Genomic DNA, 18,814 nt, shown 5'->3' with positions numbered 1-18,814 from the left:
ACGAGTCTCACCCGCTACAACATTTTATTCATTTTCATAACGATTTTGTCGTACAAACTATTGTATCGTTTCTTTATAAAAATAAGTATTGGTATTAAGGTTAACTGAATAGCGCTAATTGTAATTCCTGCTTTAAGAAAATTATTGAGCATAAAATAATCAAAATCCCATCTTAGAATAGTAAATGAAAATACTCCTAAGTAAATAGCTGAGAAGAAAAGCCCAAGTTCATAAGATGTATATTTATTCTTAAAATAGTAGATAATAAGTTTTGCAACTATTGATGCAAAAAAAACATATGTTATTGCTAAAATAACACTTTCTATAGCTTTCATAGGGAGAACCATCCTTTTAAAGAAAACTAGATCCTTTTATACGCACTTCTCGCATCTATATACGTTTGAGCATAGTCATAGATTGCATATAATGTACCAATTATAGGTATGCCCTTTCCCATCTTTTTGGCTATTGTCTTAATTAAAGTAAAGTTTAAAACTTGTCCTGATCGTACAGCATCAATTACTGCATCTGCTATACCTATGGCTCCTCCAATTAAGGTCAGTTCAATTTCTTTTTGCCTAAGGGAATCAGCATACACTTTGAAGACCTTGAAATCACCATTACTACTTCTAGTGTTTTTATAGTAAGGATCATTTCCCGCCATTATGGCTCGAGCATGCCCATTCGAAAATACTTCGTATCTCGTATCAGTGATATACGATCCTCCTTTTTCCGATATATACCAGTAGGAATTTGTATGAAATGCATTAATAAAATGCATGAATCGTTCGGATTTAACATATTCTGAGTCTATAATTTCCACAGACTCCTCATTGCCTAAATGTATAATTATCTCTTCATCACTTCCATTTACTAGAGAACGAACAACTAGACTACTATCATTTAACTCTTTTATTTGTTGTATAGATTCCTCTATCAAAATCTTCTCATTGCCCTTGATTTCGTATTTTTTTATATTGACCTCTATGACCCCATCTACAATTTCTGATTCCTCTACATACTCATAGAGCTCCTCGTTCTCTTCAATCCGATAAACTATTAAATTATCTGTGTTCTCCACAAAATCAACAGAAGTTAAATCTGTATAATCCATGTGTGCTGCAACATAACCAACGTTTACGTTTAGAAAAATTGTTGCAAAAAGGATCACACAAATAACTCCCACAGAAAGTTTAGCCTTCACTGTTTTCCCCCTTTTATGTATATCAAATAAAAAAAGCTCACCCCAAACGGAATGAGCTGGAAACAACAAAAGACAATAACTCCTCTTGTCGTTTCGCTATCTCACTCCCCGAAGACGCGAATGACGATGCAAAAAGGCAGGTCTACTGACTTATGCGTCATCCTACTTTGAAGCCTTCCCATACGAATCGTACAGTGGCATATTTCATTTCGTCAGCACTTACAGTTGCGGGGACAGTTCTGGACTTACACCAGATTCCCTATTAAGTCTACTAGGTCGCCCGTTCGACACCTTTTTGCAACGGATGTATGTAATTGTCGAACAATTTTTACGTTTCTATCATAACGAAAAATATGATGAATAGCAACAAATTTTTTCTATTTTAATGGCAATGTAAATGTAAATGTCGTTCCTTCTCCGAGTTTGCTATGAACAGTAATTGTTCCTTTATGCGCTTCGACGATGTTTTTCGCAATCGCAAGACCTAATCCCGTACCAGATCGACCGCGCGTACGTGCTTTATCTGCTTTATAAAAACGTTCAAACACAAACGGCAAATCTTCTTCTGGAATGCCTGAACCAGAATCTTGTACAGAAATGCGTACTACTTCTTCATCCGCAGCGACAATGACACGTACTTCCCCACCGTCATCTGTATGGCGAAGAGCGTTATCAATTAAATTCGTCATCACTTGTTCAATGCGATCGGGATCAAACGAAACAACGAGTTCATCGTTCATATCAACAAGCAAACGAACGCCTTTTTCTTTCGCTAACGCTTGAAACTTATGAATAATGCGCTCGATATAGGGGCGAAGCGGTACTTGTTCATAATGAAGCGTTAAATGACCCGCTTCCATGCGCGCTAAATCAAGCAAATCATTGACAAGGCGTCCCATGCGCAACGATTCATCATAAATGACTTTTGCTAATTCTTTTTTTTCTTCATCTGTTGCTGCAATATCATCGACAATTGCTTCGCTATATCCTTGTAACATCGCAATCGGTGTGCGCAACTCATGCGAGACGTTTGCAATAAAATCTTTGCGCAACTTATCAAGCCGTCGTTCCTCTGTCATATCCCGAAGCACAGCAACAGCTCCCCGAATGACCTTGCCGTTGTATAACGGCGTTATGACAATGACCCAATTGCGACCTTGTAACGCCATTTCTATCGCTTGTTCCTTCTCTTCCGTTACCGCCGTCTTAAACAACTCATTCACTTGTGGAGGTAGTGGTGATAAATCGTCGCGTTGTCCTTGTTCGTAATACCATGATTGTAAAAATCTATCAGCAGGCGGATTGGTAATGAGCACTTCGCCATTTCGATTGAGCGTGATGACGCCATCCGCCATACTGCTTAAAATGCTTGCCAATTGCTCTTTTTCTTGGTTTAACGCGTTAATGTGAAATTGCAGTTGCCGACCCATTTGATTAAATGCCATCGCAAGTTCCCCGATTTCGTCATGGGTGACGATCGGCACTTTAGAATCAAATTTTCCACGTGCGATTTCGAATGCCACTTGCCTCATTTTTCGAAGCGGTGCTGTAATGCGTGTAGACAAGAAAAAAGCGAACACCGTCGTTAGTACAATCGCAATAAATGCGGCAAGAAAAATAAATTTCGTCGTTTGTTTTGTCGTTTCTTCCACTGCTTTTAACGATTGATACACGAAAACAGCACCGTTTCCATTAGATGTGTGAAGCGGGACACCGACAATAAATAGCTCGTTATATTCGTTGTTTCGCATCGTTTGATTTGGCATAAGTGTTCGTTTCACCACTTTTTTCCCATTAAAAACGCGCGATAACTGCTTATCTTGCTGAATGAACGAAAGTGGCAAATCAGCAAGCTTTTCATTCGGTGAGTACCAATAATGACGATCATCGATGATAATCATAAGCTTCGATACGTCATCAACCATCGTCCACGCAATCGACCGTGCAAATTGTTCATCATGTTCCGCCACAACACGCGCCACTTTCATTGCTTGCTGGGTGAGCTGATCCCCTGTCTTTTCCAAATAATATTTTTCAAAAAAACCAAGTAACAAAACCGTTAAAATAAAAAGGACGAAAGCAACAAGCAACAAAATGGTCAGCCATAGTTTGCCGACTACACTACGCCATAATGCCATCATTCATTCACGACCTCAAATTTATACCCGACACCCCAAACGGTGACGATCATTTTAGCCGCAGCAGGCGACACTTTATTTAGTTTTTCGCGCAATCGTTTGACATGCGTATCAACTGTGCGTAGGTCACCAAAAAATTCGTAATGCCATACTTCTTTTAACAACTGTTCACGATCAAATACTTTATCTGGCGATTTCGCTAAAAAATGAAGCAACTCATACTCTTTCGGAGTTAAGCTTACTTCATGTCCGTCCGCTGTGACACGATGGGCATCATGATCAATTGTTAAATGTGGGAAAACAAGCACATCTCGTGCAGTCGTATCCGTCGGTACATATGGAGAGTTGGCGGTACGACGAAGCAATGCTTTAACACGGAGCACCACTTCACGCGGGCTGAACGGTTTCACAATATAATCGTCCGTTCCTGCCTCAAATCCTTGCACGCGGTTTGCTTCTTCTCCTTTTGCTGTTAACATAATGACTGGCGTTGCTTTTTTCTCCCGTAGCTGTTTACATACTTCAATGCCATCTTTTCCAGGTAACATGAGGTCAAGTAAAATTAAATCATAATCATTTTCAAGCGCTAACGCTAGCGCATCTTCGCCGTTTTCCGCCTCATCAATGACATATTGCTCACGTTCTAAATACATGCGAAGCAAGCGACGAATCCGTTCTTCATCATCAACAACTAAAATTTTAATTTCCTTCTCCATGATGTCATACCTCCTCATTCACTATTGTACAAAACCGGTAAACTTTTTTCTACTTCTCATAAGAAAAGCGCCTTCGCAATGAAGGCGTTTTTTAAGATCCAGCATATGAGTGTAAGCCAGCAATAACTAAGTTAACAGCTACTAGGTTAAACATAATGATTGCAAATCCGATGACCGCAAGCCATGCGGAACGCTCACCATGCCATCCTTTCGATAAACGCAAGTGCAAAAACGCAGCATAAAACAACCATGTAATAAGCGCCCATACTTCTTTCGGGTCCCAGCCCCAAAAACGTGTCCATGCAATTTGTGCCCAAATCATCGCAAAAATAAGAGCACCAAGCGTAAATACTGGAAATCCAATAGCTACAGAACGATAGCCGATTTCATCAACTAAATCTAAATTAACGTTTCTCACAAGTGGCTGTAGCGCGGCTGCGATGCGCTTCCGTAAAACGAGGCGCAGCAAACCGTATAACGCAAAACCAGAAAGTAAAGACCAAATAACCGTATTTAATTTGCGCGCGTTAATGATCGCTGGCATGTCAATAAGCGGTGTCATGCGTCCTTCTGTTTTTAACACACCTTCGTGCGGCCCGACGAGTGCTGGCATATGGTATACCATTTCATCTTGCTTACCGTTTTTATCGATCCATTCAAACGTTGCTTCGTAGCCAGCGACACGAAACGACGTTGTCACGATAACGAAACCAAGCGTACTAATTAAGAAAAACAGCACGAACTCGAGCCAAAACGTGCGCTTACTCGATTTCGATTGATCGACAACGCGAATTAAATAAATGAGTCCCGCGGCAAAACTAATCGCTAAAATCGCTTCTCCAGCTGCCGCTGTCGTCACATGAATATGCAACCAATCGCTTTGTAACGCTGGAATGAGCGGAGAAATTTCCCGTGGAAACATGCTCGCATAAGCAATCACTAAAATAGCAATCGGCAAAGTAAATAAGCCCAGTAAACTTGTTTTGTAAATAAAATAAATGACGATAAACGCTCCGACAAGCATCATGCCGAAAAATGTCGTAAACTCAAATAAATTACTGACAGGTGCATGCCCAGCGGCAATCCATCGTGTAATAAAATAACCGAGTTGTGCAATAAATCCGATGATCGTAACCACAATACCAAGCGTTGCCCAACGATCAAGTCCCTCTTTCTTTTTGATGCGAATCGCGCCACCAAAGAAAAGTGTCGCAATTAAATAAAGAACAAATGCTATATATAGTAATGTACTGCTTAGTTGAACCACAATGTTCCCCCCTATGACCGCTTGTCCGCTTGATCGATCGGCATGACAAACGGCGTATCGTTAAATATTCCTTCAAGCTCTTTTTTCAATCCAAACCAGTTTTTATTCGTATGTGCCGCAACGAGCACTTCGTCGTTGATCCGTTGAATCCATACGCGACGATGATTCCAATACATTCCTTGAATAAGACCGATCATAAAAATCGCGCCACCAACCCCTAAAATCCAAAGTGTAAAATCGCGTCGCACCGTTAATGCCGATACGTTTCGTGTTTCAATACCGGCAAACGACATCTTATATTTATTGTCACCGAGTGGCTCAATCGTTTGACGAATGGCGGTGAAACTCACTTCCCCTTTTGGACGATCTGGGGCAAACATTTTAAATACAAACGCTGGATTGTTTGGCACTTTCGAGCGCGTATTCGGATTTCCATTTTCATCAAAATAAAAATCTGGAAAATAGCTTAATAGTTGTACTTTATAGCCGTTACCGAGGTCATACTCTTTTTCAGGTTGAATTAAGTCAATGGTAATCGTGCCAAATGATTTGTTCGTTTGTTTATCTGTCAAATGAAATGACATATTTTTTAATTCATCTAACTTAAAGTCTACTTGATATAATGCATAATGATCGTGTTTTAACGGTTCGTTGACACGAATCGAAAAACTTTTTATTCTTTTGAGCTTCGGCTCTTCGCCAGCAACGACGGGACCAACACGTTCGTATAATACAACGTCCGTTTGATAGTTTTTCGCCATCATCCCGCTACCGACACGGTCAATCGCTGGTTGAAAAGCTTCCTTCTCTTTTTCTTTCTCATATACTTCAAAAATAAACTTTTTATTTTCTAAAAAATATTTTCCTTTTGTTCCTGGAATTTCTTTTATTTCCCCTTCGCGAATCCACATGTTTTCATCCACATACATTCCGGGAACGAATCGAAGCATCGCACCGATTAAAAAAATGATGAGACCAATGTGATTGACATACGGTCCCCAACGCGAAAAACGTCCTTTTTCCGCTAAAATGTTCCCATTTTCTTCACGAATGCGATAGCCGCGCTTCGTTAACTTGTCCACGACATGTCGCAACGCCGTTTCATAATCTGTTGCTTGCGCACGGCTAAATAGCCGTTGCCGCTGTAAAAATTGTTCATTGCGCGTCACCCGCTGATTGTTTAACGCCCGATATAGCGGCACGACACGGTCTAAACTACAAATAACGAGCGATACACCAATGAGCGCTATAAGCAACATATACCACCATGAACTATATAAATCGTGAAATCCTAGCGCATAATACCATTTCCCGAGCCAACCGTACTGCTGCTCATAATATTCGGCTGGCGATACTGTTGGCGGAATGTACATTTGTTGCGGATAAATTGTGCCGATGGCCGAAGCAACTAGCGTAATGACGATAAGCCAAATGCCAACTTTAACAGACGAAAAGAAGTTCCATATTTTATCAACAATCGTTTGGTTGTACGTTTGCGAACGGCGGGCGCTTCCTTCATAACGCATGTCCAATAACATTGGCACTTCTTCTAACGGCTTACCACATGCTTCGCAAAGAACTGTACCAATCGGATTCACGTGCCCGCATTCACATTTTACTTGTTCCATGTCGAAAACCCCTTACGGCTTAATTCGTTCCATATATTTTTTTACATCCTCTTCCGTCATCGTCCCTGTAATGATATCTACAATTTTGCCTTCTTTGTCAATTAAAAATGTCGCTGGCAACGGACCGATGTTGTATGCATTCATGACTTGATCTTGCTGATCGATGACGACTGGAAACGTCAGCTGAAAGCGATCAACGAACGTTTGTACTGTTACTTTCGCTTCCCCTACGTTAACCGCAATCACTTCTACTCCTTCATTTTTGTATACATTGTATTGGCTATTGATATACGGCATTTCTTTTTCACACGGTTTGCACCACGTTCCCCAAAAGTTTAAAAATACACCTTTTCCACGATAATCGGATAGTTGAATTTTGTTGCCGTTTAAGTCGGTAAGTACGAAGTCTGGCGCCGAATCGCCTACTTGAATTGCTCTTTTCTCGACAAAAACGTTCGAATAAATCGTATAACCAATAGCCGCGAGCATGATGGCTAAAATGACTGTTCGAAGCCAAAATCGCTTTTCTTTCATCGCCAACTCTCCTATAAACCGTTTTCATCAACCTCATTATACAAGTTATTACTATATAAATAATGAAAATTATTTGAACAAAATGTGACAAAATTATGATACGTACGGCGAACCAGCTAATGCAAGCGCACGCAATTGCTTCACTTCATGTGGCGACAGCTCGCGGTAGTCTCCAGGATTGAGCCCCTTTAAATCTAAAAAAGCGTAACGTTCTCGTTTTAGCTTTAACACAGGGTGACCGATCGCCTCAAACATGCGACGCACTTGGCGATTTCGTCCTTCGTGAATACGAAGTTCAACAATGGCTGTTTGTTTTCGTTTATCAATGGATAACACTTTCGCTTTCGCTGGCGCCGTCATGCCGTCTTCTAACACTATACCTTTTTCTAGCTGTTTTATTTTTTCACGCGTTGGAATGCCTTTTACTTTTGCGATATACACTTTTTCAATTTCATAACGCGGATGCATCAATAAATTTGCAAACTCTCCATCATTTGTTAACAACAACAATCCTGACGTATCGTAATCTAGCCTTCCAATTGGATAAATGCGTTTGTTTACATGTTTAAAAAAGTCAGTCACTACTTTTCTTCCTTTTTCATCTTTTACGCTCGAAATGACGCCCCGTGGCTTGTACAACAAATAATATACGGGCTCTTCACGCTCAAGCGGAATACCGTCTACTTCAATGCGATCTTGTGGGCTTACTTTCACCCCAAGTTCGGTCACTACTTTTCCATTCACTTTTACTTTTCCTTCGACGATCAATTGCTCTGCTTTTCTTCGCGATGCAACACCTGCATGAGCAATCACTTTTTGTAATCGTTCCATTTCATTCACCTCACTATATAGTTTTACCACATTCGGTACAGGAGTTCAAAAATAAGAAAAAGCGATCATCATCGACCGCTTCATTTCCCAAACATCCATAATACAATAATAAATGATACGATAAAGCTAACGAGATCGGCAAGCAAGCCGACTTTTAGAGCATCGCCCATTTTGCGAATGCCGACCGCACCGAAGTAAACGGTGAGTACATATAACGTCGTTTCTGTACTTCCTTGAATGGTAGAAGCTAACCGCCCGATAAATGAATCGGGTCCGTACGTTGCGATTAAGTCGGTAACCATACCGAGCGATGCGGTACCTGAAATCGGACGAATAATCGCAAGCGGGACAACTTCTGGCGGCAGACCGAACGGGATAATCAATGGCTTTATATATGAAATAAAAAAATCAAGAGCACCGGAAGCGCGAAAAACGGAGACAGCTACAAGCATGCCAACTAAATACGGAATAAGGGAAAATGCGATTTGAATTCCCTCTTTTCCTCCTTCGACAAATGCTTCATACGTCGGCACACGCTTGTACGTTCCGTGCAACAAAATGCAAGCGATGACCATCGGAATAAGCCAAAGCGACAAAAATTGAATGACGTACATTACATCCCTCCTTTTTTTCGCCTCCGTATGTAAAACGCGCGGTCGATCATGATCGCTGATATCGTGGCAATGAGCGAGGCAACAAACGTTGTGCCAATAATTTCTCCTGGCGAAGCAGAGTGGTATGTCATGCGAATAGAAATGACAGTCGCAGGAATAAGTGTAATGCTTGCAGTATTGAGAGCGACAAACGTAATCATCGAACGGCTCGGTTCGTCTTTTTGACCGTTTAACTGCTTTAATTGTTCCATCGCTTTAATGCCAAGGGGTGTCGCCGCATTTCCAAGACCGAACATGTTTGCGATCATATTTGATAATATATACCCAAGAGCCGGATGGTCGGACGGCACTTCCGGAAAAATTTTTTTCGCAATCGGGCGAAACAAATGAGCAAAAAATGAAAGTAGCCCAGACCGTTCAGCAATTTTCATTAAACCGAGCCAAAAAACGAGTACGCTAATTAAACCAATGCTAATCGTTACCGCTTCTTTTGCTCCTTGAAACATCGCCTCGTTGACGTCTTTTATCGTCCCGTTTATTCCCGCAAACATAAGCCCGATAAGCAAAAGCGCAACCCAAATGAGATTAACCATCTCGACTCACCCCTAACAACCAGTCAAAAAAAGAACGTGTTTTCTTTTGTTGCTTATAAAAAATCGGTGTTTCATCGACTTTTTCGTTTCCGATATATAGTTCAGCCTTGCCAACAACAGAGGGGACGCCTGTCTCTTTCCATCGTTTTTGTGGTCGAAGCAATTTTCGTTCTAAACGAAGCAGCGCCTCTTCTTTTTTTGTGACCGGGTATATAAAATCACGTGCAACAAACAGATGATGATTATAAAAAGGGTCGTTCACATCTTTCACAATCGTATTTGCGTTAATTTTTACAAGTTCATAATGCGCAAATCCGTGTTCATACATCGCAATATGATCGTTCCAATCATCGCCTGCGTCAATCGTCACTGCAATGAGGTCAAGCCCGTCTTTTGAAGCCGTTGTCACTAATGTACGCTTCGCCCGCTTCGTATACCCTGTTTTTCCACCTGTACAATATTCATACAAATGCGTCAACAGCTTATTTTTATTACGCCAAACACGATCCCAATCTTCTGTCGGATTTGGTGCACGATACAATTTCGTTCCCGATACTTCGCGAAATTGCTCGTTTTGCATCGCATATCGCATCAATAGCGCCATATCATACGCAGTCGAATAATGATTTTCCGCGTCATCTAACCCGTGCGGATTTGCAAACTCCGTATTTGTCATACCGATTTCTGCCGCTTTTTCATTCATTAAAAAAACGAAGCCTTCAACGCTACCACCAACGTGCTCAGCGATCGCTACCGCCGCATCGTTTCCAGAACGAAGCATAAGCCCATATACTAAATGTTTGAGCGCAATTTTTTCACCAGGCTTTAAATAAACTGAAGATCCTTCTGTACGAACTGCCCGTTCACTTACCGTCACAAGTTCTTCCCATTTTCCTGATTCAATCGCTAAAATGGCGGTCATAATTTTTGTAATGCTCGCAATGCGTCGCTTCGTATGCGCATCTTTTTCAAACAGCACCCGTCCTGTCGTTTGTTCCATTAAAATCGCGCTTTTGGCACTCACCGACATCGCCTTCGCTTCATTCGGAAAAAGCGAACAAAAAAAACAAAGCACGATCATCCATATGAACCATTGCCGTCGCATAATACACTCATCCCTTTGTCCGTTTTGTACAAGTGTATGCGCTAGTAAACGATGTATGACAAAAAAGACCGCTACATGGCGCGGTCTTTCGCTTTTACAAATCGTCGCTCGACGTCATCCCAATTCACGACGTTCCACCATTGTTGAACGTACGTCGCCCGATCGTTTTTATATTGCAAATAATACGCATGCTCCCATACATCTAATACAAGAAGCGGAACGGTCGTCCATTGTGTGCCGTTTTGATGTTTTTCCGTCTGTAAAATTTCTAACCGCCCTGCAAATGGTGACCAAACGAGAAGCGCCCATCCGCTTCCTTCCACTTGTTTTGCCGCTTCAGTAAAATGCCGTTGAAATGATTCGAAATTGCCAAAATCGCGCTCGATTTGTTGAAGTAGCATCCCCGTTGGACGCCCACCGCCACGAGGCTTCATATTGTTCCAAAAAATTGTATGCAAATAATGACCCGAACCATGAAACGCAGCTTCCCGCTCCCAATGTTTTAATAACGCATAATCATTTTTTTCACGCGCTTGTTTCATCATGTTCTCCGCGCGGTTCAGTCCGTCTACATAACTTTGATGATGTTTTTCATGATGCAAACGCATAATCTCTTCAGCAATATACGGCTCTAAGGCATTATACGCATACGGTAGCTTCGGTAACGTATGCCCTCCAATCGGTACGCGCTTCTGCTGTAACTGTTCATATATGTTTGTCACTCGCTCATGAATACGCGCGACATCTCCACGTTCTAGCTCTAACATTAATTGCTCAACCGCCTCTTCGTCGACAAACGGCTTTATGCGCTCAAGCCACATTTGCACGTTATGAATATATTCGTTCATCTTCACACCTCCTTCGGCATCATATGCAGCAAAAAAAGAAGCTGACACACGCAGCTTCTTTATTGCGATTGAATCATTTTTGTTCGGTAGTCTGTTTCGTAAAACTCGAGGTCTTCCCGCATCGTTTGAAAATCAGCTTCAATCTGATGAAGCAATTGTTGTAACGATGGAGGCGCAGGTTGCCGCAATTTAATCGAATGTCTTCCCGTGTACGCCGATCGGCTATCTTCGTACCATAAATCGCGCTTTGGTGTAAAAAACTCCGCGACACATGAGTGATAAATTTTATATAGTGCCTGTTCTGCAGCAGCTTTCCGAAACGGTTCTTCTTGAAGGACGATACGACATGCGTCAATCCCTTCTTCGCCATATACGGCTAAACGGCGCAAATCTGCAAGCACCCCTTCGTAATAATGGCGGTCGCCCGCACATTCCGCTTGCATTTGTTCAATCGTCGTTTCGTTCAAATAACGAGTAATTTGTGCTACAATGCCACTTAGCAACTGCTCAACTTGCTTCGTTTGGTTAAAAACCATCGTGTTGCCCATACACATCCTCCTTTACGGTTGCGCAATAAATAAAAGCGGTGATTTCACATCGTACGCTTTTTGTTTCGCAAGCGACTCAAATACTTCTGGCAATTTCGCAAAATCGATCGATGAAAAATAGCGACGAAGCTCTTCTTCCTCACTTATATATACACGTTTTCTCATCCGAAGCGATGGATCGACGAGCAAACAGACGAGCGCGACAACATCTTTAAAATATACGTCTTTCCCACCTGCTTGAAATACCGGATCTTGTTCATACGGCGTCCATTGTGAAAAACGCTCATCGAAATATCGAACATATAACACACGCAACGTCCGCTCCGTTCCATCATCGTCAACAAACGTCACTTCCGAACGGTTAAAAAAATCTTCCGACGTATTCGGCTGTGCTTTTTGTAATTCATACCCATGACAAGAAATAATTTTCACAAACGACACACCCCTTTTTCAACAACGAAGCTACATTCATTTTACCATAAATTACGAATCGTGCGAAAAATTTTATCATTTTTAAAGAAAAAGAAAACAGGCGCATAAAAGCACCTGTGATTAATCAGCAAAAGAATTTTGTTAAATAAAGGGGATGAACAAATGACAAACGACACTTAGTTATCTTTTCCCCCCTTTTTTTACACATAGCGTTTCTTTTAGCATAGAACAATATCTTTGTATCTCATTTTCGTTAACCTCGTAAACATGATAGCCATTTTCTTTCTGCTCCGTAATGAGATTCGCTTGTTTCAAAAGATTTAAATGCCGTGAAACGGTAGCAGCCGTAATATTTAATTGATTTGCCATCTCTTGTGACTTCATTTTTTCTTTATTTGCAATAAACGACAGCATTTTCATACGAACGATTTCAGACAATGCCTTGGAAATATCAACGACATACTGAAGCTGACTTTCATCATACTTCATTTCCATCGGATATTCGATGAGAGAGAGCTTCTTTTCATTCATACAATGTCTCAAATCATAAATAATATGAAGTTCACCGAGCCCCCAAACCAAGATGAATTTCGGCGACACAAAATACGAGGGATACAATTTGATCAATTTTGTCTCTTTCGTTGGAAACTGTTCTGGAATTGGGTAATCGTACAACAATTTTCGAACCATTTTCTCTATTCCCGACTCGTTGAGTTCCACTCTCAATCGCTCATTTGCTTGACCCCAGAGAGGGGATAAGATTGGCTCAATATGAACGTAACATTGCCGATAAAATTGTTCCCAAAGATAGGTCAGCTCCCGTAAATACTGCTCATAGTTCTGTGCAAATTCCAACTGTTCGTCATTCACAAATCCGCCCAAAGATGTGATTTTCGAGCGAATCTCATCAAGGGGAGAAGCGGTGTTCGTTAGACAAATCTCGATCTCCTTTTCAGACAAGTAACGACCGAATAAATAATACAAAAATTCATGTGGGGACACACGACTGATATATTCCATGAGTTTGGAAAAAGTATGTGGAGCAGGCAAATCAACTAAAAATTCCGCCAGCTGCGCTCCGTATTCATACCGACCGTAAAACTTTTTCAATAATGATTCATGTTGTTGAAAAAACTCCTCAAAACAAGCAACAGGTAAATGAGTTACACCTTCCATTTTTCCCGATGAAACGTAACACTTCCTTAAACACGCCATCATTTCGAATAAAGGAGAAATAGAAATTTCTACTTTACAATGATGACTCACTTCTTCTACTGTGTATACAGCCATTGCATGCACATCCCATACTTTCTGTTTTTAATCACAAACAATTTCATACTTCAACTGTTCAATAAAATTTTCGCATAGTCGCTGACTTTGTTCAACCGTCTCGGAACAAACAATCACATGTCCGGATCGTGTATAAGAATCGACCGCTTTCTTTATATAATCCCCTACTCGATAATACATAGCCCAATTTTGAATAGATTGTTGATTGACTACATTCTCAAGAGAAATTTGTTGTAAAATACCTTCTGGAAACATAAAAAACTTCACAAGACTTGCTTTTTTATAAATCGGTTTTACATCGGATGGCATTTGATCTATATAAGATAAAATTCCTAACTCATACTGATTGAACCCAGACGCTAATTGATGTAAATAAGGAATAAAATCTCCCCCGGGTCTCGTATGCATTTCAATCACCACTGGTCTATCTTCTTCTACATCCCATTTGATCTCGATATGCCCCGGTCCATATTGGACATTTAACAAATGCAACGCTTTCGTCACCACTTGTTCAATTTGTTTAACTTTTTGTTGTTCCATTCTCGCAGGCACAATATGCCCAGTCTCAATAAAGTGAGGTTTTCCAGTTGTTTGTTTTTCAGTTATTCCCAAAATGAAATGTTTTCCTCTACAAGAAACCGTCTCCACACTATATTCCGGACCTTTAACATACGGCTCCAAGATCCACTCGTGAGGATGATCTTGATTTCTCTTTAACCATTTTTCCCACTCCTGTTGATCGGAAATATAATCAACCTCTTTACTTCCAAATCCGTCAAGTGGTTTGATGATGGCCGATCTTGAATATGGGAACTGCTTAGGAAGATCAGATACTTTTCCACTCACAACGTCTAATCGTAATTCTGGATCCCTCCACAAAATCTGGCGCATCAATCCCTTATTCCTCGTATTCACGACTGTTTCGAGTGAATTCGTCGGCAATTGTAGCCTTTCACTAATATAAGCAGCTGTTTCTAGCCCTAATTCTGTAAAACTTACCACGAGCTCTACTGTTTGATATAAATTCATGATTTTCTCAACAACACAAAATACCTCTGTCCTCTCCGCAATATCGCGAACATAAAATACAGCTTTAGCCCACTGTGCTATTTCCTTGTCAATGCTTGAATGCTGATCCGCCACAATAATCGGATGCAATCCACATTTAGACGCTGCTTCCGCTCCGTAGCGACTTGCCCCTAAAATGATGATGTATTTATTCATGTACAATCCCCCATTCTAATAAATCCATCGCTTCTTGTATCGAAGCGATGGCGTTTTCCATACTATCTCCTTCAGCTATGACAAACCCTAATCTTTGGTAGCTGCTTTTAATTTCATTCGCCTTAAAAGGCAACTTCCCTATGCTTATCCTTTTTACTCCCGCTACTTTTTGCGCTTCCTCCATCCCCCTAACCGTTTGATATATCCCCTGCTCAACAGGCAGGATAAACTTAATAGCGGCATAGCGTCGTCTAGTGTTCACTGTTTCTTCATATTTTCCTATGGATTGTAAAACAACATGCCTAATCATATCCACCCCTGTAGCTAATTCTACTAATTCAGGGATACAGTCACCTGCTAGTCTAGGGTTGACTTCAACCAAATATAAGTTGTTTCCGCGAACAAAAAATTCTATATGTGCTGCTCCATAGTTCAATCCCAATAAGTTCAGTAGCCTTTTGCATCTTTCTTCTAAATCATAAAAAGGATTTAATTTCGGACCCGTTATATGTCCACATTCAACAGCGTGAGAACCATACGTTTCTTTTTTCGTAACGGATATTAATTTCCATCCATCAATCGTATATAACATTTCAGCTGAAAATTCTTGACCTTCGATCCATTCCTCAATCAGCCATTTCCTTTCCAGTACATATCCACGTTCATTACGCTGTCTTTGCCATTCTTCGCGCAGGGACAATTCTAAATCACAACGATTTTGACAAATCGTTACCCCATTACTCCCGCTATCATCCACAGGTTTAATGACACACGGAAACGAGATTTCCAAATTTATGACTTCGTCAGGATGATGAATGATATGGAAAGCAGGTTGCAAAAACTCGCTAAAACATTGGCTTTCTAGATAAGTTCTCGTTATATGTTTATAACGAGCTCTTTTCAATGCTTCGATATCGTGACCCCTCACTCCCAAATAACTCGCTAATTCAGCAACTGGGATCAAATGGTAGTCATCGAAAGCAAGGATTCCGGAAAAATTCACCTCAGAGCGTACCATTTCTTCTTTCATCCGCTCCGTATCATACGTATCGATAATAACGACTTGATCAGCAAAATTCAGCGGATGGTCATCTGTCATGGACTTATATTGTTCTAAATCCATCGTCCAAAAATGGATTTTATAACCTAGTTGTTTAGCGATTTTCATCGCCTTTGTACCAGTACCTGTTGTATTCGTCTCGACAAATAACAAGTGCATCATCGCCAGTCCTTTCTCTCTACTTGATTTTTATTCGTGAAAAAAGACATTTTTCTATATGATAGATGAAGCATATAGCCAATAAAAATCATGGTACTTATCATAGCTAGATAGAAAAAGGTTTTCTGTCCAACATACTCATACAGATTCAGACCAACGAATCCACCGATAGACTCCCACATTCCCCAAAGCACCCCTGATATTCCGAAGGCCCATGAAGAGCTTAACATCCCCTTTTTTTCTACAATTTGATGATCAACGGTAGGAACCCAAATAATTTCCGCAATGCTGAACAAGATCACACCGACAAAGATGATCCAAAAATGATGTGAAATCCATAGTAAGAAATAAGATATGGTGTTGAGAACTAAGGCTAGCGCATACCAATACTCCAACCTCCATTTCGGCTGTATTTTTGGATAGAAGCCTTGAAGAGCAATAATCGTCATCGCATTTACCGTAAAAAACAATCCAATCGTTTTTCCAGAAAAATATTGAGAAACTACGACAGGAAAAGTCGTAAATAGTTGTGTGTACAAAAACCAAAATAACCCTGAAAAAGCAATAAATCTTACAAAGACAAAAAAATGCGGGTTCGATTTGCTGCTTTTAACGAACTGTACGATATTAATCCCCTTCTCTGCATCTCCAATGATGATGCGAGGTAATAGTAACGAAACACATCCGGCCAAAACATAACAAACAATCGCAGCAATGATGATACCAAAAGAATTCCAATCCAATAACCATCCACCTAATAAAGGGCCAACAGAAGCACCAACGTTGACAGCGACGTTTAATAATGCAAACGCCTGCAACCTCTCGTCTTCCTTTAATAACGAAATATGTGTTTTCAAACTCACATTGTAAAGCGAGATCGATATTCCCAATAGTAACACGATTACAAATATGAATGTATAAGATTGAATGAACGTTAAAATTGTGAGCAACAAAGCCGATCCCCATAAACCAACAATAAGGCTATTTTTAATTCCAAGCTTATTAACAACTCCCCCAACCAATAAATTCCCTGCTTTCGATACAAACGTAAACGCTGCCACCACCACACTCATTTCCGTAATATCGAGATTTTTCATTTTCACTAACCATAAAGAAAATAACGGAACATACACAAAAAAACCGATGGAATTGAAAATTCTGATACTAAACGTTAAAACTCCTTTATTAACTTTAGAAAGCATACATAATCCCTCTCGTCAGCTCTTTGCATACTGCTTCAATAATATTAGCTGCTTCACATATATCTTCTTCATTAACATTTCTACTAACCACAATCCTTACTTCATAAGGTAACCAAGGAAATAAAAGTAATCCTTTTTTCTTGCACCTATCGGCAAACTCAAATGAATTGATATGAAAGTTATTCACATGGAAAAAGATCATATTTGTTTCAACGGCATGAGGATCAACATACAGTCCATCTATTTTAGATAGCATCATTGCTAATTTTTTTGCAAGCAGATGATCTGTATGCAAATAGGATATATGATGTTTTAAAGCATACGACGCCGCAGCTGCATACATACCTATTTGATGAAATCCTGCTCCAAATTGTTTTCTATAAATCCTAGCTTTGCTGATCACTTCCTTTTTTCCCATAAGCATTGACCCAAATGGAGCACCAAGTCCTTTTGCAAAACATATACTAAGTGAATCCACAAATTTTGCATAGTTACTTAATGGAATATCCGTTGCTACGTGTGCATGAAACAACCTTGCTCCATCCATATGTAAAGATATGTTCTTCTCTCTCGTGAACTCATACAATTGTTCGATTTCTTTAAGAGGAAATATTTTCCCTGATAATAGTTAATCGTATTCTCGATAGAAACTAATTGAGGATAAGCATAAAAAGAACCTCTAGGCTTAGAATGAATTAACTCGTCAACATGTTCGACTCTTAAAATGCCATCTTCTGTTCTACATGTATGCAAAACAGCTCTACTTAACATAGCAATTGAAGAACTTTCGTAAAAGTTTATATGATAATTTGTTTCTGTAATCACCTCATTTCCTTCAGTTACTTGTGATTTAATAGCTAATTGATTAGCCATTGTGCCCGTTGCAACAAATAGGGCATCTTCCACACAAAATAATTGTTTACAATATTCCTCTAATTCAACAACACTTCCATCTTCTCCATAACAATCGTCACCAACTATCACATGAGCAATAACATTTCTCATTTCTTGAGTCGGTAACGTCAACGTATCGCTTCGCAAGTCAATCACTGATTATCCTCCTCACAATTACATAATTACATTATTACGTAATTACGTAATTACGTAATATATGTTACTATCGATTCTTTTTTTTGTCAATATTAGAAATTTAAAAATAAAAATAGGATTAATTTCACCCCAGAGCTGTTACTAGAAATAAGCCTAACAAATTCACAAAACTTCTTCCCAAAAAAGAAAAAACAGGCGCATAAAAGCACCTGTTTACTTTCCTGGCAATATGCCGATTTCGTATAAAAAGATCGCTACACATAACGCACCGATCAGGCTCGGAAGCCAGACGTGCATCTTCACTTTTTTATCCAAAAGATCGTAACGCTTGCTCACCTTCCCACTTAATATAAACACAACAGCAACAAAAA

The 18,814-nt window shown here is 40.1% G+C and carries 18 protein-coding genes, 1 pseudogene and 1 riboswitch; all 19 genes and pseudogenes read right to left on the bottom strand.

Features of this window, described 5'->3' with window-relative positions:
• Positions 1–14: 14 nt before the first annotated feature.
• On the bottom strand, positions 15–335 hold the full coding sequence (locus HNR43_RS08470) for a hypothetical protein (RefSeq protein WP_035019783.1): 321 nt from the start codon (positions 333–335) through the stop codon (positions 15–17).
• A gap of 26 nt (positions 336–361) precedes the next feature.
• Positions 362–1,204 carry a hypothetical protein gene (locus HNR43_RS08465; protein WP_183242991.1) on the bottom strand — a complete coding sequence of 281 codons (843 nt, stop codon included), beginning with the start codon at positions 1,202–1,204 and terminating at the stop codon, positions 362–364.
• A 118-nt stretch (positions 1,205–1,322) separates the two neighbouring features.
• A riboswitch (cobalamin riboswitch) is annotated at positions 1,323–1,514 on the bottom strand.
• A 67-nt stretch (positions 1,515–1,581) separates the two neighbouring features.
• On the bottom strand, positions 1,582–3,345 hold the full coding sequence (locus HNR43_RS08460; protein ID WP_281380384.1) for an ATP-binding protein: 1,764 nt from the start codon (positions 3,343–3,345) through the stop codon (positions 1,582–1,584).
• Positions 3,342–4,058: a response regulator transcription factor gene (locus tag HNR43_RS08455; protein ID WP_055440689.1), complete on the bottom strand. Its 717-nt coding sequence runs from the start codon at positions 4,056–4,058 to the stop codon at positions 3,342–3,344. The genes HNR43_RS08460 and HNR43_RS08455 overlap by 4 nt, the downstream gene beginning before the upstream one ends.
• 91 nt (positions 4,059–4,149) lie before the next feature.
• Positions 4,150–5,325: a c-type cytochrome biogenesis protein CcsB gene (ccsB, locus tag HNR43_RS08450; protein WP_183242989.1), complete on the bottom strand. Its 1,176-nt coding sequence runs from the start codon at positions 5,323–5,325 to the stop codon at positions 4,150–4,152.
• An 11-nt stretch (positions 5,326–5,336) separates the two neighbouring features.
• Positions 5,337–6,953 (bottom strand): cytochrome c biogenesis protein ResB, encoded by a 1,617-nt coding sequence (gene resB, locus HNR43_RS08445; protein ID WP_183242987.1) that lies wholly within the window; start codon positions 6,951–6,953, stop codon positions 5,337–5,339.
• Positions 6,954–6,965: 12 nt separating this feature from the next.
• The gene (resA, locus tag HNR43_RS08440; RefSeq protein ID WP_003394419.1) at positions 6,966–7,487 is read right to left on the bottom strand and encodes a thiol-disulfide oxidoreductase ResA; all 522 of its coding nucleotides are present in this window, start codon (positions 7,485–7,487) and stop codon (positions 6,966–6,968) included.
• A 93-nt stretch (positions 7,488–7,580) separates the two neighbouring features.
• Positions 7,581–8,318 (bottom strand): 23S rRNA pseudouridine(2605) synthase RluB, encoded by a 738-nt coding sequence (gene rluB, locus HNR43_RS08435; protein WP_183242985.1) that lies wholly within the window; start codon positions 8,316–8,318, stop codon positions 7,581–7,583.
• A gap of 80 nt (positions 8,319–8,398) precedes the next feature.
• A complete protein-coding gene (locus tag HNR43_RS08430) occupies positions 8,399–8,932 on the bottom strand; it encodes a spore maturation protein (RefSeq protein WP_183242983.1) in 534 nt (177 codons plus the stop codon).
• Positions 8,932–9,525, bottom strand: coding sequence for a nucleoside recognition domain-containing protein (locus tag HNR43_RS08425; protein ID WP_183242981.1), 594 nt, complete (start codon positions 9,523–9,525; stop codon positions 8,932–8,934). The genes HNR43_RS08430 and HNR43_RS08425 overlap by 1 nt, the downstream gene beginning before the upstream one ends.
• Positions 9,518–10,630 (bottom strand): D-alanyl-D-alanine carboxypeptidase family protein, encoded by a 1,113-nt coding sequence (locus HNR43_RS08420; protein WP_183242979.1) that lies wholly within the window; start codon positions 10,628–10,630, stop codon positions 9,518–9,520. The genes HNR43_RS08425 and HNR43_RS08420 overlap by 8 nt, the downstream gene beginning before the upstream one ends.
• 71 nt (positions 10,631–10,701) lie before the next feature.
• A complete protein-coding gene (locus HNR43_RS08415) occupies positions 10,702–11,478 on the bottom strand; it encodes a superoxide dismutase (RefSeq protein ID WP_183242977.1) in 777 nt (258 codons plus the stop codon).
• Positions 11,479–11,537: 59 nt separating this feature from the next.
• Positions 11,538–12,026: a YpuI family protein gene (locus tag HNR43_RS08410; protein ID WP_183242975.1), complete on the bottom strand. Its 489-nt coding sequence runs from the start codon at positions 12,024–12,026 to the stop codon at positions 11,538–11,540.
• A gap of 12 nt (positions 12,027–12,038) precedes the next feature.
• Positions 12,039–12,458 carry a hypothetical protein gene (locus HNR43_RS08405; protein WP_183242973.1) on the bottom strand — a complete coding sequence of 140 codons (420 nt, stop codon included), beginning with the start codon at positions 12,456–12,458 and terminating at the stop codon, positions 12,039–12,041.
• Positions 12,459–12,638: 180 nt separating this feature from the next.
• Positions 12,639–13,748, bottom strand: a complete 1,110-nt coding sequence (locus HNR43_RS08400) for an ArsR/SmtB family transcription factor (protein ID WP_183242971.1) — start codon at positions 13,746–13,748, stop codon at positions 12,639–12,641.
• A gap of 27 nt (positions 13,749–13,775) precedes the next feature.
• The gene (locus HNR43_RS08395) at positions 13,776–14,972 is read right to left on the bottom strand and encodes an ATP-grasp domain-containing protein (RefSeq protein WP_183242969.1); all 1,197 of its coding nucleotides are present in this window, start codon (positions 14,970–14,972) and stop codon (positions 13,776–13,778) included.
• Entirely contained in the window at positions 14,965–16,194 is a 1,230-nt protein-coding gene (locus HNR43_RS08390) for an ATP-grasp domain-containing protein (protein WP_183242967.1), read from the bottom strand. Before HNR43_RS08390 ends, HNR43_RS08395 begins: the two co-directional genes overlap by 8 nt.
• Complete coding sequence (locus HNR43_RS08385; RefSeq protein WP_183242965.1) at positions 16,191–17,393, bottom strand: MFS transporter; 1,203 nt, start codon at positions 17,391–17,393, stop codon at positions 16,191–16,193. The genes HNR43_RS08390 and HNR43_RS08385 overlap by 4 nt, the downstream gene beginning before the upstream one ends.
• A pseudogene (locus HNR43_RS08380) lies at positions 17,383–18,398 on the bottom strand (threonine aldolase family protein). The gene HNR43_RS08385 and the pseudogene HNR43_RS08380 overlap by 11 nt, the downstream one beginning before the upstream one ends.
• Between the last annotated feature and the right edge of the window lie 416 nt (positions 18,399–18,814).

This window comes from Anoxybacillus mongoliensis (genome assembly GCF_014201515.1).
In the GTDB taxonomy this organism is placed as follows: domain Bacteria; phylum Bacillota; class Bacilli; order Bacillales; family Anoxybacillaceae; genus Anoxybacillus; species Anoxybacillus mongoliensis.
Note: the sequence above shows the minus strand (reverse complement) of the source record. Positions and strands in the feature narration are given on the sequence as shown.